10 protein-coding genes are annotated in these 17,665 nt (G+C 74.6%); all 10 read left to right on the top strand.

All coding sequences use genetic code 11. The features are described 5' to 3' along the window. Positions 1–224: 224 nt before the first annotated feature. The 10 genes from DVA86_RS02300 to DVA86_RS02255 all read left to right on the top strand — a co-directional run bounded on the left by DVA86_RS02300 (position 225) and on the right by DVA86_RS02255 (position 17,606). Positions 225–1,586, top strand: a complete 1,362-nt coding sequence (locus DVA86_RS02300; RefSeq protein ID WP_208875326.1) for an extracellular solute-binding protein — start codon at positions 225–227, stop codon at positions 1,584–1,586. Between the two features lie 7 nt (positions 1,587–1,593). Beyond that, positions 1,594–2,610, top strand: coding sequence for a carbohydrate ABC transporter permease (locus DVA86_RS02295; protein WP_208875325.1), 1,017 nt, complete (start codon positions 1,594–1,596; stop codon positions 2,608–2,610). Next, on the top strand, positions 2,607–3,536 hold the full coding sequence (locus DVA86_RS02290; RefSeq protein WP_208875323.1) for a carbohydrate ABC transporter permease: 930 nt from the start codon (positions 2,607–2,609) through the stop codon (positions 3,534–3,536). The genes DVA86_RS02295 and DVA86_RS02290 overlap by 4 nt, the downstream gene beginning before the upstream one ends. Beyond that, positions 3,536–4,648, top strand: coding sequence for an ROK family protein (locus DVA86_RS02285; RefSeq protein ID WP_208875321.1), 1,113 nt, complete (start codon positions 3,536–3,538; stop codon positions 4,646–4,648). The genes DVA86_RS02290 and DVA86_RS02285 overlap by 1 nt, the downstream gene beginning before the upstream one ends. Positions 4,649–4,727: 79 nt before the next feature. Continuing rightward, on the top strand, positions 4,728–5,441 hold the full coding sequence (locus DVA86_RS02280) for a D-sedoheptulose-7-phosphate isomerase (RefSeq protein WP_208875320.1): 714 nt from the start codon (positions 4,728–4,730) through the stop codon (positions 5,439–5,441). Continuing rightward, complete coding sequence (locus DVA86_RS02275) at positions 5,438–7,978, top strand: alpha-mannosidase (protein WP_208875319.1); 2,541 nt, start codon at positions 5,438–5,440, stop codon at positions 7,976–7,978. The genes DVA86_RS02280 and DVA86_RS02275 overlap by 4 nt, the downstream gene beginning before the upstream one ends. After that, positions 7,975–10,662: a glycoside hydrolase family 2 protein gene (locus DVA86_RS02270; RefSeq protein WP_208875317.1), complete on the top strand. Its 2,688-nt coding sequence runs from the start codon at positions 7,975–7,977 to the stop codon at positions 10,660–10,662. Before DVA86_RS02275 ends, DVA86_RS02270 begins: the two co-directional genes overlap by 4 nt. Continuing rightward, positions 10,643–12,817, top strand: coding sequence for a YyaL domain-containing protein (locus DVA86_RS02265; RefSeq protein ID WP_208875315.1), 2,175 nt, complete (start codon positions 10,643–10,645; stop codon positions 12,815–12,817). Before DVA86_RS02270 ends, DVA86_RS02265 begins: the two co-directional genes overlap by 20 nt. Continuing rightward, entirely contained in the window at positions 12,814–14,277 is a 1,464-nt protein-coding gene (locus DVA86_RS02260; RefSeq protein ID WP_208875313.1) for a GH1 family beta-glucosidase, read from the top strand. The genes DVA86_RS02265 and DVA86_RS02260 overlap by 4 nt, the downstream gene beginning before the upstream one ends. Next, complete coding sequence (locus DVA86_RS02255; protein WP_208875312.1) at positions 14,274–17,606, top strand: FAD-dependent oxidoreductase; 3,333 nt, start codon at positions 14,274–14,276, stop codon at positions 17,604–17,606. The genes DVA86_RS02260 and DVA86_RS02255 overlap by 4 nt, the downstream gene beginning before the upstream one ends. Positions 17,607–17,665: the final 59 nt, after the last annotated feature.

The raw sequence follows: 17,665 nt of genomic DNA, 5'->3' as shown, positions 1-17,665 counted from the left end.
TGTGGTTGCTCTCGTCCCAAACGGTCAGGCCCCGGGCGCCGGGTGAGGTGGATGCGCCCCCATCCCTTGACGGCCCACACCCATGTGGCTACGTTCTCATGTGGGAACGATGCCACATGGCCGGAAACCGCTCACGGCGCCCGTGGCGGCGCCGTATGTCCGGCCGTACGCCGTCCCCGTTCCGCTCCACCCCACCGTGTCGGCCACCACTCAAGGGAGAGCTCATGGCGGCACCACCATCCCCCCGGCGGCGACGCCGTGCCGTCGCCGTGCTCCTCGCCGCGGCCGGGCTGCTGCCCGCCACCGCGTGCGGTGGCGTGGGACTCGCCGGGACCTCGGACTCGATCACCACCATGGGCTTCGGCGCGGGCGACGCGCTCGCCACGGTCCGGGTCGAGGAGACGCAGAAGGCGCTCGGCTCCACGGACATCGAGATCAACGAAGGCGCCTTCGACGAGCAGCAGTTCCTGTCCGCCGTGGCCGCCGGCGAGCCGCCCGACGTGGTGCGCATGGACCGCACCCTCATCGGCGGTTACGCGGCGCGCGGCGCCGTGGTCCCGCTCACCGACTGCCTCGAGGACCGGAAGGTCGACCTGGGGCAGTACCGCGAGGGCGCGATCGACGAGGCGTCGCTGGACGGCGTCGTCTACGGGCTCCCCGACTCGTACGACAACCGCTCGCTGCTGCTCAACGAGGACGTGCTGAAGGCGAACGGGCACGAGGTGTCCGACGTCGACACCTCCGACTGGAAGTCGCTGCGGAAGCTGGCCACCGACCTGGACGGGCACAAGGACGGCAAGTTCACCCGTATCGGCTTCGACCCCAAGATCCCCGAGTTCTTCCCGCTGTGGGTGCGGGCCAACGGCGGCTCGCTGATCAGCGAGGACGGCCGTACGGCGAAGCTGGACACCCCCGAGGTCGTCGAGGCGCTCGAGTACACCGCCGGGCTGATCGAGGCGCAGGGCGGCTGGGGCGGGTTCAAGGCGCTGCGGGACTCGTTCGACCAGTTCGGCGCGGAGAACCCGTTCGTGCGCAAGCAGGTCGGCGCGTACCCGATGGAGGACTGGTACCTCAGCGTGCTGGGCGACGTGTCGCCGGACACCGGGCTGCGCGCGAAGCCGTTCACGGACCGGAAGGGCAAGCCGCTCAACTACGTGTCCGGGTACAGCTTCGTCATCCCCAAGGGCAGCCCGCACCCGGAGAAGGCCTGCCGGTTCATCACGGAGATGACCTCGCCCGACACGTGGGTGGCCGCCGCCAAGGCGAAGGCCGAGGACATCCGCGCCGACGGGTCGCCGTACATCGGGGACTTCACCGGCAACGAGGTGGCCGACCGGCGGATACGGCAAGAGGTCTGGAAGCCGACCGGCAATGCCGCGTTCGACGACGCCAGCCGCCAGCTGTACGCGGCGCAGGAGAACGCGTTCAGCGTGCCCGCCAACGCCGCCGGCACCGAGTTCCGCAAGGCGTGGCAGAGCGCCGTCAACAGCGTGCTGTCCGGCGACGCGAGCCCGCGGGAGGCGCTGGACGAGGGACAGCGGCGCGCCCAGAGCGCGCTGGACCGCGGCAACACGGAGAGGGAGTGACCCGGCCATGAGCACCCGATCCGCCACGCCGCCGGCCCCCGCACCGACGCCCGCACCGACGCCCGTACCGGCGCCGGAGTCGCCCGCCGCCGAGCGCCGCGCGCGCGTACGGCGCTGGCGCGCCTCGTGGCGGCGGCACGACACCCGCGCCGCCTACCTGTTCATCTCGCCCTGGATCTTCGGGTTCGTGGTCCTCACCGCGGGCCCGATGATCGCCAGCCTCGTCCTGTCGTTCACGAACTACGACGGCATCGGGCCCACCAAGGGTGTGGGCATGGAGAACTACCGGCAGCTGTTCGAGGACCCGCAGGTCGCCACGTCGCTGATGAACACCCTGCTGTTCTCGGCGATGCGGGTGCCGCTGTCCATGGCGCTCGCCCTGGCACTGGCCATGCTGCTGCTACGGGTCGGCCGGGCCGCCGGGTTCTTCCGTACGGTGTTCTATCTGCCGGTGATGACGCCCTCGGTGGCCGTCGGCATCCTGTTCCTGCTGCTGTTCAACGGCAACATGGGCCTGATCAACAACGTGCTCGGCTTCTTCGGCGTCTCCGGCCCGAGCTGGACGACCGACGGCACGTGGGTCAAGCCGGGTCTGGTGCTGACCACCCTGTGGGCGCTCGGCGGCACCGTCGTGATCTATCTGGCGGCGCTGCGCAACGTGCCGCAGGACCTGTACGAGGCGGCCGAACTGGACGGCGCCAGCCGCTGGAAGGCGTTCCGGCACGTGACGCTGCCGCAGATCTCCGGCGCCCTGTTCTTCACCCTGATCGTCAACACGATCGCGTCACTGCAGACGTTCACGGAGGCGTACACCGCGTTCTTCGGCACCTCGAACGCGCAGACGTACAGCCACGAGGCGGCGCTGTTCTACGTCGTCTACCTCTTCCAGCAGGCGTTCCAGTTCATGCACATGGGATACGCCTCCGCGCTGTCCTGGCTGCTGTTCCTGGTGATCCTCGTCATCACGATCATCCAGGTGAAGGTGAGCAAGCGCTTCGTCTACTACGAGGGAGACACCCGATGACCGGCCTCACCACCCTCCCTCCGGGCGGCAGCGAGCAGGCCGCGGACGACGCCGCCACCACCGCCGTACGGCCGCCGCGCCACGGTGCGCGGAAGCGGCCCGGGATACTCGGCCGGCCGCTGCGGCTGCTCGCGCTCACCGGCGCCTCCGTGATCTTCATCTACCCGTTCCTGTGGCTGATCAGCGCGTCGCTGAAGCCGTCCGAGCGCGTCTTCGACAACGAACTGATCCCGGACACCTGGCAGTTCGAGAACTACACGCGGATCTGGGACGAGGTGCAGCTGCTCACCTGGCTGGGCAACAGCGCCGCGGTGACGCTGGCCGCCGCGACCGCCGTGACGATCAGCAGCTCCGTGGTGGCGTTCGGCTTCGCGTACTTCCGATTCCCGGGCCGCAACGCGCTGTTCGGCCTGGTGATCGCCACGATGATGCTGCCCGCGGTGGTCACGATGGTGCCGCAGTACCTGATCTGGAACTGGCTGCATCTGGCCAGCAGCCAGATCCCGCTGTGGGCGCCCAACCTGTTCGGCAGCGCCTTCTACATCTTCCTGCTCCGGCAGTTCTTCCTCGGGCTGCCGCGGGAGCTGTTCGAGGCGGCCCGGCTGGACGGCGCCAGCTACTGGGCCATGTTCTGGCGGATCGCCGTACCACTGTGCCGCCCCGCCCTCGTCGTCACCTTCGTCTTCGAGGTGCAGGCGGCGTGGACCGACCTGGTACGGCCGCTGATCTACCTCCGCGATCCCGATCTGTACACCGTGCCGCGCGGACTCAAGGCGGTGCTCGACCAGTTCGGGGAGGGAGGCGAGATGCGCTGGGAGATCGTGTGCGCGGCCAGCGTCGTGGTCACCCTGCCGATGATCCTCGTCTTCTTCCTCGGCCAGCGGTACTTCGTCTCCGGTATCGCCACGACAGGACGGAAGGGTTGATGACGCACCACCGCACCACTGGGGAGGCCGAGCCCGGGGAGGCCGGGCCCTCGCCGGCCGGGCAGGCCGTACTCGCCCTGGACATCGGCGGCACCAAGCTGGCCGCCGGGGTGGTGGCGGCGGACGGCCGTGCGCTGTCCTTCGCCACCTGCCCCACCCGGGTCGAGGACGGTACGGCCGCCGCGCTCAGGCGGCTGTTCGAGCTGGGCGACAAGGCACTGGCCGACGCGGGGACCGCGGCCGGCGCGCTCCTCGGCACCGGCATCGGCTGCGGCGGCCCGCTGGACTCCGCCGCCGGCGTGCTGATCCGGCCGCCCCACCTGCCGGGCTGGGTGGACGTGCCCATCGTCCGGCTCGCCCGCGACCACTTCGGCCTGCCGACCGTGCTGGACAACGACGGCACGGCCGGCGCCGCCGGCGAGTGGCGCTTCGGCGCCGGCCGCGGCTGCCGCCACGTGCTGTATCTGACGGTGTCCACCGGCATCGGCGGCGGCCTCGTCCTCGACGGCCGCACCTTCCGCGGCGGCGCGGGCAACGGAGGCGAGCCCGGGCACGTCACCGTCCGCTCGGACGGCAGGCCCTGCAAGGGCTGCGGCCGTACGGGCTGCCTCGAGGCGTACGCCTCCGGCACCGCCATCGCCGAACGCGCCACCGAGGCCGTCGAAGCGGCACGCGCACGGGGTACGGCCACCGCGCTCGCCGCGTACGAACACCTCACCGCCGCCGAGGTCGCCGCCGCCGCACGGCAGGGCGACCCGGTGGCCACGCAGGTGTGGGCCGACACTGTGGACGCGCTCGGCAACGGCCTCACCTCCCTCGTCAACCTCTTCGAACCGGAGCTGGTGGTCCTCGGCGGCGGCGTCACCCGGGCGGGGGACCGGCTGCTGGAGCCCGTACGGCGGCTGGTCGCCGCGCAGGCCATGGGCCCGGCGGCACGGGCCGTACGCATCGTGCGGGCGTCCGGCGGCGACCGGGCGGGCGTGCTCGGCGCGGCGGCCATAGCGCTGGAACGGCTCGCCCCGGACTCCGCGCTCGCGCCGGACGGCACGCCCGCGCCCGTGCCGGGGACCGCACCGCCCGGACCGGAGCCGCCCGAACCGGCCGCCCCCTGACGCACGCCCGCGCCCGTGCCCGTACCGGCGCCCGTGCGACAGCACGTACGACGACAGCCCTCACTCGCTCTGGAGCACCATGCACGACGCCCTCACACGACAGCTCGCCGACCACCTCGACGCGGCGGAAGGCACCAGAGCGCTGCTGCCCGCGCTGGACCGGGTGGCACGCGACCTCATCGACGTGTACGCGCGCGACGGCCGCCTCTACACCTTCGGCAACGGCGGCAGCGCCGCCGACGCCCAGCACCTCGCCGCCGAACTGATCGGCCGCTACCTCCGCGAGCGCCGCCCGCTGGCAGCCGTCTCCCTCACCACCGACCCTTCGGTGGTGAGCTGTATCGCGAACGACTACGACTTCGACGAGCTGTTCGCCCGCCAGGTGCGGGCGCTGGCCCGCCCCGGCGACATGGTCATCGGCTTCACCACGTCGGGCCGCTCGCCCAACGTCGTACAGGGCCTCGCCGCGGCGCGCGCCGCGGGCGCGGTCACCGTGCTGTTCGGCGGCGGCGAGCAGGGCGGACGGCCCGCGGCGGAGCACGCCGACCACGCGGTGATCGTCCCCGCGACGGCCACCGCCCGCATCCAGGAGATGCACCTGCTGCTGCTCCACCTGCTCAGCGAGCGCGTCGACGCCTGGGCGGCCGCGACCGACGGCACGACCGGCGCCACGGCCGACGGCACGACCGGCGCTCCGCCCCGTACGACCGACACCGCGCCCGGCACCGACGGGACGGACATCAGCCCCCGGGCCGACGGGACCGGGCACGACTGCCAGGAGACCTCCGTATGACCAGCCAGAACCCCAGCTCGCGCGGCCGCACCCTGCACCTCGTCGGCAACGCCCACATAGACCCCGTCTGGCTGTGGCGCTGGCCGGAGGGGCTGCAGGAGGTGCGCGCCACGTTCCGGTCCGCGGCCGACCGCCTGGAGGAGTACCCCGACGCCGTGTTCACCTGCGACTCCGTGATGTACCTGGAGTGGATCGAACGGCACGACCCGGAGCTGTTCGACACCATCCGCAAGCGCGTCGGCGAGGGCCGCTGGCAGATCGTCGGCGGCTGGTGGATCGAGCCGGACTGCAACGTGCCGTCCGGAGAGTCGTTCGTACGGCAGGCGCTGTACGGCCAGCGGTACCTGATCGACCGGTTCGGGGCCGCCGCCACCATCGGCTGCAACCTCGACCCGTTCGGGCACAACGCCATGCTGCCGCAGCTGCTGCGCAAGTCCGGCCTGGAGGGCTACGTCTTCCTGCGCCCCGGGCCGCACGAGCAGGCGCTGCCCGGCCAGTTCTTCCACTGGGAGGCGCCGGACGGCTCGCGTGTGCTCGCGTACCGGCTGCCGCACGAGTACTGCAGCCCCGGCCAGGACATCGGCGGCCACCTCGACAAGGCGCTCGCCATCATGCCGCCGGACCAGCCGGAGCTGATGGTGTTCTACGGCGTCGGCAACCACGGCGGCGGCCCCACCCGCGCCAACCTGGACAGCGTCCGGCGGCTCGACGCGCTCGGCGGCCTGCCGAAGCTCGCGCTCAGCCACCCGGAGGCGTACCACGCGCGCATCCGCGACCGCGACGACATCCCCGTACACGTGGGCGAACTCCAGCACCACGGCCCCGGCTGCTACTCCGCGCACTCCGGCGTCAAGGCGTGGAACCGCCGCGCCGAGAACGAGCTCCAGCGTGCCGAGAAGTGGGCGGCGGTCGCCGGGGCGGTCGCGGGGGAGAGCTACCCGCACCGGGAGTTCGCCGAGGCGTGGAAGCTGGTGCTGTTCAACCAGTTCCACGACATCCTCGCGGGCACCTCCATCCGTTCCGCGTACGACGACGCCCGCGACGACTACGGCCGCGCCCGCTCGCTGGCCGCCGACGTGTTCAACCGCTCGGTGCAGGCCGTCGCCCGCCGTATCGACATCCCGCTGCGCGAGGACACGGTGCCGCTGGTGGTGTTCAACCCGCACCCGTGGGAGCTGCACACGGACGTCGAGGCCGAGTTCGGCCGCGCGGCCGTCTCCCGGCTCACCGACGACGAGGGAGAGGCGGTGCCGCTGCAGCAGGTCCGTTCGGAGGCCACGATGAACGGCAGCCGCGGGCGGGTCGCGTTCCGCGCCGCCGTGCCGCCGCTCGGCCACCGCGTCTACCACCTGGAGTCCGGCGCCGCGCCCGCGGCGGACTCGGGCCCCGTCTCGGTGACGGAGACGAGCGCCGGACACACGCTGGAGAACGAGCACCTGCGGCTCACCGTCGACCCGCGCACCGGCTGGCTCGGCTCCCTGTACGACAAGGACGCCGGCGCCGAACTCCTCCCGCCCGACCCCGCGCCGCACGCCGTCGTCATCGACGACCAGTCCGACACCTGGGGCCACCGCGTCCGCGCCTACGACCGGGTCGCCGGAGTCTTCCGGTGCCGCAGGGTGCGCGTCACCGAACACGGCCCCGTACGGGTCGCGGTGCGCGTCGAGAGCACCTACGAGCGGTCCACGCTCACCGAGGAACTCCTGCTGTCCGCCGGCTCCCGGCAGGTCGAGGTGCGGACGACCGTCGACTGGCACGAGCAGCTGAAGCTGCTCAAGCTCCGCTTCCCCACGGCGCTCACGGACGTCACCGCCACGCACGAGATCCCGTACGGGCATCTGGAGCGCACCCCCGACGGCACCGAGGAGCCCGCGCAGGGCTGGGTCGACGTCACCGGCACCCTGCCCGGCGGGCGGCGCGCCGGGCTGGCGGTGGCCAACGACGGCAAGTACGGGCACGACGTGACCGGCGGCGAGATCGGCGTCACCGCGCTGCGCAGCCCCGCGTACGCCTGGCACGAGCCGAAGCAACTCGACCCCGACGGCGTCTACGACTACCTCGACCAGGGCCGCCAGGACTTCCGGCTGCTGCTGCTCCCGCACGAGGGGGAGCAGGGGCGTACGGCAGGGCTGGCGCGCCGTGCGGCGGAGCTGAACCAGCCGCCGTTCGCGCTCCTGGAGACGTTCCACGAGGGGCCGTTGGCGCAGCGGGCCGCGCACGCGGACGACGGCGGCGGCAGCGTCCTCGTCACCGTGCTGAAGGGCGACGAGGACGGCGCCGGGGACCTGGTGGTGCGCGCGTACGAGTCGGCGGGTGAGCCGACGACGGCGCGGATCGCGCTGCCCGCGTACGGGGGGCGGGTGATCGAGAGCGCCTTCGGCGCGCACGAGATCAAGACGTTCCGGGTGCCGCGCGACACGCAACTGCCCGTCGTGGAGACGGATCTGCTGGAACGCGAACCCGAGTCCGCCGGGTCCGCGGGCGGAGCCTCCGACAGCGACGAGAGCGCGGGCGCCGAGGGGGACGGCGGGGCATGACGCCGAGTGCCCTCCCGCTCGACGGCGGCTGGCAGCTGCGCGGCTGTCTCGGGGACACCTGGCGCTGGCTGTGCGGGCCCGGCCGGCCGGCCGGCGAACCGGGCTGGGCCGACGCGCGCGTGCCCGGCTCGGTGCTGGACGACGTGCACCGCGCCGGGCTGGTGCCCGACCCGTACGCGGGCACCGGCTCGCTGGCCGCCGAGTGGGTGCCGCAGCGCACCTGGCTCTACCGCCGGACGGTCACCGCGCCGCCGCTGCCCGCGGGGACGCGCGCGCTGCTGCGCTTCGACGGCGTCGACCACGAGGCCACCGTCCTCGTCGACGGCGTCGAAGTGGCCCGGCACACCGGGATGTTCACGCCGTTCGAGGCCGACGTCACGGAGTGGTTCGCGGACGGCGGCAGCCGGCTGCTGGCCGTAGCCGTCCACCCGGCGCCGCCCAACGAGCCGCAGGTCGGCCGCACCGACCGGGTGCGGGTGCACAAGAGCCGCATGACGTACGGCTGGGACTTCTGCCCCCGCATGATCCACCAGGGCATCTGGCGGCCCGTCACCCTGGAGTTCGCCGGGCCGCTGCGGCTCGACGGGAGCCGTACGCGGGTGGGCGCGCTGCCGGACGAGGACGGCCGTACGGGGCGGGTACGCGTACGGGCCGCCGTGGAGGCGGGCGCGCCGGGCACCGTACGGGCGCGGGTGCACGCACCGTACGGTGGTGAACGCGACCCGTACGGAGGCGAGGGCGACCCGTATGGACGCCCCGTCGTCGCACGCGGCGAGGCGCCCGTGGCGGCCGGTGCCACGCACGCGGAGCTGGAGCTGACCGTCGAGGAGCCCCGGCTGTGGTGGCCGAACGGGCACGGCGAACAGCCCCTGTACGCGGTCGAGATCACCATCGAGGACGCGGACGGACGGACCGCCGGCGCCCCCGTGCGCAGGGAGACCGGTTTCCGCCGCGTACGGCTGGTGCCCAACCCCGGTGCCCCGGACGGCGCGCTGTCGTACACCCCGGAGGTCAACGGCCGCCGCGTCCACGTGAAGGGCTGGAACTGGGTGCCGCAGGACGCCTGTCACGGCGTGCCGCGCCCCGACCGCCTGGAGCATCTGCTGCGGCTGGCCGCCGACGCGCACGTCACGCTGCTGCGGGTGTGGGGCGGCGGACTGATCGAGACCGAGGAGTTCTACGGCCTCTGCGACCGGCTGGGGCTGCTGGTGTGGCAGGAGTTCGCGCTGTCCAGCTCCGGCATCGACAGCGTGCCGGCCGCCGACCCCGAGTACGTGGCGCTGATGGAACGCGAGGCGCGCGTCCTCGTACCCGCCCTGCGGCACCACCCCTCGCTCGCCGTCTGGGGCCCCGGCAACGAACTGCACGACACGGCCGAGGCCCGCCCGCTGGCCGAGGACGGCGCGCCGGTGATCGCCGCGCTGGCGGCCGTCGTCGCCGAACTCGACCCGGACCGCGGCTGGCTGCCCGGCTCGCCGTCCGGGCCCGCGTTCCTGAACCGCGCCGACATCGTCGCCGCCGACCCGGACGCGCAGCACGACGTGCACGGCCCCTGGGAGCACCAGGGGCACGGCGCGCAGCAGCGGCTGTACGACGCCGGAACCTGCCTGCTGCACAGCGAGTTCGGCGCGGAGGGCATGGCCAACCGGCGTACGTGGGAGGCCGTCGTACCGCCAGGAAGCCGCCGCCCGACCGGACGCGACAACCCCGTCATGGAGCACCTCGGCGCCTGGTGGAACAACACGCCGCTGGTCCGCGCCGCCTTCGGCGGTGAGACCGGTGAGACCGGTGAGACCGGTGGGGGCGGCCGTACGGCACCCGGCGGCCGGCTCGACGACCCCGACACGGTGCGGCGCGCCAGCCAGCAACTCCAGTACGACGGGCTGCGGTACGCCGTGGAGGCGAACCTGCGGCGGGCACCGCGTACGAGCGGGGCGATCCCGTGGCAGTTCAACGAGCCGTTCCCGAACGCCTGGTGCACCAGCGCCGTCGACCACCGCGGCGATCCGAAGCCCGCCTACCACGGGGTGCGGCGCGCGTACCGGCCGCAGCACGTGTGCGCCCGGTTCGCCACCCAGACATGGGGCAGCACACCGGAACGAGAGCTGTTCACCGTCGAACTGTGGTCCTGGCGGCAGGGGGTGACCCGCGACGACGGCGCCACGGTCACCGCGCGGATCGTCCGCACCGACGGCGCGCCGTACGCGGAGGTCACCTTCGCGGCGGGCGCCCCGTACGGGCAGGGCCCGGCCACCTCCGTACCGGCGGCGCGCGCGGGGGAGTGGCACGCCGAACTGCCCCGGCCCGCCGACGGCGTGTTCCTCCTCGAACTCACCCTGCGCGGCCCGGACGGGCAGCCGCTGGCCGGCAACCGCTACGTCCACACCACCACCCCCGACCTCGCCCCGCTCCTGGACCTGCCCGAGGCCCGCGTCGAGGCCGCCGCCGCACCGGACACGGCCGCCGTACGGCTCCGGCACACCGGCGGACCGGCGGCGCTCGGCCTTTACCTCACCGACGCGCGGCCGGTCGGCGCGCCCGGCTGGGCCGCGTTCGGCGACAACATGCTCGACCTGCTGCCCGGTGAGACCGCGCACGTCCCCGTCGACTGGCGCGCGGCACCGTGCGAGGGCCGCCGCGTACGGCTGGAAGGATGGAACACCCGTGCCCGAGAACTCGGCTGACGACCCGCCCGGGGCGCAGGAGGCGGTGCCCGCGCCTCCGGACGCGCCGCCCCCGGAGCCCGGAGCGCTGCCGCTCCGCGGCCCGGACGAGGGCGAGGTGCTGCTGCCGTACGTCGTCGCGCTGCTGCGCCCGGACGGCTCGTGCAGCGAAGTGCCCGTAACGGGACGGGAGTTCCGCCCGGACGGCGGCATCGAGGCGCACGGCGCGGCGGACGGCTTCACGGCCACGCTCAGCCTGGGCCCCCCGCAGCCGGACGCGGACGGCGAGGGTGAGCGCGACACCCCCGTACGCCGCGACGCCGTGCTCCGCGTGCGGCGGGACGGCGACCGTACGGCTGCCGACGCCGGGCTGCGCGTCGAGGCGCGGCTCGGCAGCACCGGTGACCCCGGCTGGCTGATCCCCGGCGTGTTCTACGGCGAGAACCGCCTCCCCGGCTGCGCCCGCGTCTACCCCCGCTACGAGCCCGGCGCGCACGACCCCGCGCACATGGTCGCGGACGCCTGGTCGTTCCGCGCCGACCGCTGCGCCACGCCCGCCGTGTTCGCCCGCGACCCGCGCGGCGGCGCCGCGCTTTCCCTCGCCGAGGAGGGCGAACTCGGCCGCCAAGGCGTCGGTTTCGCGCTGCTCCCCGGCGGCGTCCCCGCGCTGCGGCTGCACGCGCCGTACCGCGAGGAGCCCGTCACCTACTACGGCTCCGCCGAGCCGCTGCCGCCGCAGACACCCGCGTACACCTGGCGGCCCGGCGCCGAGCGGACGTTCCGCTTCACCGTCCATCTGCTCGGCCCCGACCCGCACGCGTACGCCCCGGTCCTCCGCTCCCTGCACCGCCGTACGCCGCCCTCCGCCGACGGGCCCGCCGCATGGGTGGGGCTGGACGAGGCCGCCGAGCTGTCCGCATACGGGCTGCACCGCTGGCACCACCGGCCCGACCCGCACGTGCTGCTGGAGACCGCCGCGTTCGACCGGGAGGCGCTCGGCGACAGCGGCGACCGCAAGGCCATGCACGTGTCCTGGATCAGCGGCACGCCGTACGCGCACGCGCTGCTGCTGTACGCCCGCCGCACCGGTGACGACGAGAAAGCGCGGGCCGCCACCGGCGTGCTGGACCACATCGCCGACAGCCTCGCCCCGGCCGGCACGTTCTGGGGGCAGTGGGGCGAGCGGCGCGGCTGGACCGCCGGGTGGACACCCGATCCGCACCGGCTGCACGCCCGTACGCTCGGCGACGCCACCCTGTTCCTGCTGCGCGCGCTGCGCGCCGAGCGGGCGCGCGGCCACGACCACCCGGCGTGGGAGCGCGCCGTACGGTCCAACCTCGCCGCCGCCGTCGCTGCGCAGCGCACGGGCGACGGACGCCTCGCGGCCGCCACGCACAGCGACACGGGCGCCGCGCTGTCGTACGAGGGTGCGGCGGGCATCGCCTGGATCGCGCCGCTGACCGAGGCAGCCGCGGCCTTCGGCGAGCCCGCGCTGCTGTCCGCCGCGCGGCGCGCCGGGGCGCACTACGCCGCCGAGGTGCACGCCGAGTTCCTGTGCGGCGCGCCCGAGGACGTGTCGCTGGCGCCCACGTCCGAGGACGGCTACAACGCGGTGATCGCCTACACCCTGCTGCACGAGGCGGACCCCGGCGACCCGCGCTGGCTCGACCTGGCGCGGCGCGCCGGCGACTGGATGCTCACCTTCCGCTACACCTACGACGTCGCGTTCCCGCCGCACACCCTGCTCGGCCGGTACGGCTTCCGCACCCGCGGCGGCGACCAGGCGTCGCCGTCGAACCAGCACCTGCACGCGTTCGGGCTCACCTGCCTGCCCGAGACCGTACGGCTGGCCCGCCACCTCGGCGATCCGTACTACCTGCTGTCGGCGCGGGAGAACCTCGACTGCTTCCGGCAGTTCGTGGCCCGCGAGGACGGCGACTTCAACGCGTACCGCGGCATGGTCAGCGAGCGCTTCTACCAGACCGACTGCTTCCAGGCGAAGGGCATGCTGCTCACCCTCTCGCACGCCTGGTCGGTGGGGCTGCTGCTGTACGCGTGCGAGACCGCGCGCGGCCTGCCCGAGTTCGCGCAGGGCACTGGACAGAACGCCCGGGACGCACCGCAAGGACTGTACGCACCGCACGAACCGCAAGCACCGCACGAGGAGTTCCAGTGACGGACCCGCACGCCACCCCGCCCACGCTGCGCTTTCCGGCGGACTTCCGCTGGGGCACCTCCACGTCCGCCTACCAGGTCGAGGGCTCCGTACGCGCCGACGGCCGCGGCGAGTCCATCTGGGACCGCTTCTGCGCCGTGCCCGGCGCCGTCGAGAACGGCGACACCGGGGAGACCGCCTGCGAGCAGTACGAGCGCGCGGGCGAGGACATCGCCCTGATGGCGGAACTCGGCCTCGGCGCACACCGGTTCTCGCTGGCCTGGCCCCGCATCGTGCCGGACGGCACGGGCCCGGTGGAACGCCGCGGCCTCGACCACTACGACCGCTTCCTCGACACCCTCCTCGAACACGGCATCACCCCGCTCGCCACCCTCTACCACTGGGACCTGCCGCAGCCCCTCCAGGACCGCGGCGGCTGGCGGGACCGCGACACCGCCGCCCGGTTCGCCGACTACGCCGCCGTCTGCTACGACGCGTTCGGCGATCGCGTACGGGACTGGGTGACGGTCAACGAGCCCTGGATCGCGGGCGTCCTCGGCCACCAGCTCGGGCTGCACGCGCCCGGCGAGAAGGACCTGCCGGGCAGCGTACGGGCCATGCACCACCTGCTGCTCGGGCACGGGCTCGCGGCAGGCGCCCTGCGCGCGTACGGGCGTGAGGACGCGCGGGCCGGCATCGCGTACAGCCTGTTCCCGCACACGCCTGCGAGCGACAGCGGGGAGGACCGGGCGGCGGCATACGCCTCGGACGGGTACGTGAACCGCTGGTTCCTCGACCCCGTACACGGCCGCGGCTACCCCGACGACATGCACGCCCACTGGGAACGCGCCGCCGGGCCACTGGACTTCATCGAGGACGGCGACCTGGACACGATCGCCGCGGGCAGCGACTTCATCGGCGTCAACTACTACACGCGCCGCATCGTCAGCGCCCGCCCCGCCGGCGGCGACGGGCCCGGCGACGGGCCGTGGCCGTGGCGCGTCGAGCCGGGGCGGCCGGAGGTGGCGCGTACGGACCTCGGCTGGGAGATCGTTCCCGACGACCTCACCGCGCTGCTGCTCCGCCTGCACGAGGACTACCCGGGCGTGCCGCTCGCCGTCACCGAGAACGGCGCCGTCTTCAACGACACGCCAGGGGCGGACGGTGCCGTGGGAGCCGACGGCGCGGTCCACGATGAGCGGCGGATCGCGTTCCTCCAGGCTCATCTCGCCGCCGTCCACCGGGCGATGGAGGCGGGCGCGCCCGTCGAGGGCTACTACCACTGGTCGCTCATCGACAACTTCGAGTGGGCCATGGGCTACCGCCCCCTCTTCGGGCTCGTGCACGTCGACCGCGCCACGCAGCGCCGTACGGTCAAGGACAGCGGGCACTGGTACGGGCGCGTCGCCCGTAGCGGCGCGGTGCCGGGGCTCCCGGCGGTCCCCGGGGCGCCTGCGGCGGCGGTCGAGGGGAGCCGGTGAGCACCGGCCAACGGGCGGGCGGGACTGCGTGGTTGCCCCTCGCCGCACCCGTACGGCTGCCGGGGCGCGCCCTGCCCGTACCGCACGACGTGGACGTGGCCGTCGTCGGCGGCACCCTGGCCGGTACGGCGGCGGCCGTCGAACTCGCCCGCGCTGGGCGGCGGGTGCTGCTGCTGGAGCAGGGGTACGCGCTCGGCACCGACCTGACGGCGGCCAACCGCCCCTGGCTGACCGTGCCCGCGGACGGCCCCGCCGCGGCCCCGTCCCTGCTGCGCCCGCTGCTGCCGTCCGGCGCCGCGGGCGGAGCCCGGCTGGCGCTGCGCCCGGCCGCACTCAAACTCCACCTGGAGAGCGCGCTGCTCGACGCGGGCGGCCTGCTGGTGTACGGCGTGCGCCCGCTCGCCGTACACCACCGCGACGGAGCCGTACGGGGGCCGCTCGCCGGACTCGTCATCGCGAACAAGTCCGGGCGGCAGCTGGTGCGCTGCACGCAGGCGCTGGACGCGACCGGCGCGGACCCGGTGCTGCGCGCCGCCGCCGGGCTGCCGCCGGTCGCGGAGCCCGAACGGGCGGTGTGGAGCGTGGAGTTCGACGGCGTGGAACCCGATGAGCCCTTCGCGGACGACGTGGTCTCGACGGCAGGCTGCCGCGGCCCCGGACACCTCTACGCGCTGCTCGCCACGTCGGGCGGCCGCCGCGCGGCCGTCCGTGCGGCGGGCCGACTGCTCCGGCAGCACCCGGCCTTCGCGAAGGCCACGCTGGGCGCGGTGGCGACGGACCCGCTCTCGGGCCCGCCCCCGCCGACCGCTGACACGCGGACGCCCCTTCCGGGCCTCCACGCCACACCGGCACCCCCACACACCGCGACCCCGGCCGATCCGCTGCTCGACCCGCCGGCCGCGCTCCACGAGGGCACACGCCTGGGCCGCGCGCTGGCGACGGCTTGCGACGGCGAGCCGAACAGGGGGCGCGCGGCCCAGGCGCCGCCCCGGCCGGGTGGGTCGCCACCGAGCGGCCCGGAGCCGAACGCCGGGGTGGTCGGGGCCGGTTGGGTCGCGCCGGGTGGTCCGGCCGATTCGGCAGGCGGCGTGCCGGGCGTGCCGCCCGGCGGAGTGGTGCCGCGCAGTCCGTCGTACGCCGTCGGCGAGCAGGACGCGCCGCAGCGCGGGCGGGGGCATCCGCGGGAAGTCGTGCGGGCGTTGGACGTGGACTCCTGGGGCGAGGCCGACGTGCTCGTCGTCGGTGGTGGGACAAGCGGCGCGTCCGCCGCGCTGGCGGCGGCGCGCGAAGGCGCGCGCACGGTGCTGGTGGAGGCCGGGCCGGGGCCCGGCGGCACCGGGACGTACGGCGGCGTGCACAGCTACTGGTTCGGCCGCCGCGAGGGGCACGCGGCGCAGCTTCAGCAGGCCACCCGGCTGACCCACCGCGAGCTGGGCCTGCGCGGAGGCGTCGGACAGTGGAACATCGAGGCCAAGGCGCTCGCCCTGCACGACGCCCTGCGCGAGGCGGGCGTCCGTACGGTCTACCACGCACGCGCCTTCGCCGCCCTCCACGACGGAGGCGGGGAAGAGGCGGCGGACGCGCGGCGGCGCGTGACGGGCGCGCTGTTCAGCGGGCCCGGCGGCCCGTTCGCCGTGACGGCGCGCGTCGTCGTCGACGCCACCGGCGACGCCGACCTGGCCGCCTGGTGCGGCGCGCCGTGCGAGGTGGGGGCGGCGGGCGTACACACCGTCATGTGGGCGTCGCTGGCGCGCTTCGACACGCCCGGCACCACCCGCAACCAGTTCGGCGGGCTCGCCGACATGACCGACGTCGCGGACACCACCCGCGCCGTGCTGGCCGCCCGGCGCCGCAGCGCCGACATGCACGACCACGGCACGCAGCCCGCCGCACGCGAGACCCGCCACCTCGTGGGGGAGACCGTGGTGACCCTCACCGACCAGCTGACCGGGCGGCACTGGCCGGACGTCGTCAACGTGCACTTCTCCAACCACGACCTCAAGGGCAAGGGCGAGGCCCTGTGGCCGCAACTCGGCCTCGTACCGCCGAACCTCGAGATCGAGCTGCCCTACCGCGCGCTCCTGCCCCGCGGCCTCGACGGCCTGCTCGTCACCGGCAAGGCCCTCTCCGCCACGCACGACGCCCTGCCAGCGCTGCGGATGCAGGCGGACCTGGAGAACCTCGGCGAGGTGACCGGCCTCGCGGCCGCGGCCTGCGCCGCGACGGGCCGCACCCCGCGCGAGGTGGATGTGGCCGCCCTCCAGCGGGAGTTGGTACGGCGCGGCAGGCTCCCGGCGGAGACCGTACGGGCCACACACCCGGCCCCGGCGGCCCGGCCCACGCTGGCCGCCCTCATCGCGGAGCTGGCCGAGCACCTGCCCCTCCACTCGTACTCCGACATGGGCCGCCGCGAGGTGTTCCGCGGGCACATCCCGTTCGTGCGCCTCGCCCTGGACGCCGACCCCGCCGTCACGCCCGCCCTGCTGGGCGCGCTGCGGGCCGAGACGGCGCCCGCTGTCCGTATCGTGCTGGCCCAGCTGCTGGCCCTGCGCGGCCGCCCCGAGGGCGCCGACGTGCTCCTCGGCCATCTCGCCGAACGTCTCGCCGGGGACCGGCTGCCGCCCCGCACGTCCCGCATCCGGGAGGCCCAACTGCCGCCCGACCAGTCGGCGATGCCCGACGAGGCGTACCTGCTGCACACCCTGGGCTACGCGCGCGAGCCGCGCGCCGTGCCGCTGTGGGAGCGGGTGGCGCTGCTGGTGGACGCGCGCGAGGACGCGTTCCGCGATCCGGCGGCAGCGCCGTTCGCCTGGGTGGACGCGGTGTGCGCGGGCGCCGAACGGCTCGGCTCCGCCGACGCCGTACCCGCCCTCGAACGGCTCCACGACCGGCCCGCGCTCCACGGCCAGCACCGCACCGGCGGCATCGAACCCGACGACGTGCAGGAGCGCCGCGCGCTCCTCGAACTCGCCCTCGGCCGCGCCCTGGCCGCTTGCGGCAGCCCGCGCGGCCCCCACATCCTCGTCCGCTACCTCGACGACAACCGGGCGCTGCTCGCCGAGCAGGCCCACAGCAGGCTCGCCGCCTTCACCGGCGCCGACCACGGCAAGGACGGCGCGGCCTGGCTGCGCCACCTCGCCGTACACGGCGTGCCCGGGCCCGCCCCGCTCCCGTACGCGCACGACCCGCACGCCGCGGACCTGCCCGGCGTACGGGCGCCCGCGCCGCCGCGCGCCGCTCAGGTCGCCGTCCAGCCGACCGCCCAGCCGCCCTCCCAGAAGCGCCGCGTGTCCCGCGGCGCCGCCGTCCCCCAGGAGGACCGACCATGACCGTGCGCCGCCGTAACTGGATGGCACTGCGGACCGCCTGTCTCTCCCGGCTGAAGCCG

The organism is Streptomyces armeniacus, from assembly GCF_003355155.1.
In the GTDB taxonomy this organism is placed as follows: domain Bacteria; phylum Actinomycetota; class Actinomycetes; order Streptomycetales; family Streptomycetaceae; genus Streptomyces; species Streptomyces armeniacus.
The sequence above is the reverse complement of the archived record's forward strand: the minus strand, read 5'-3'. Positions and strand labels throughout refer to the sequence as shown.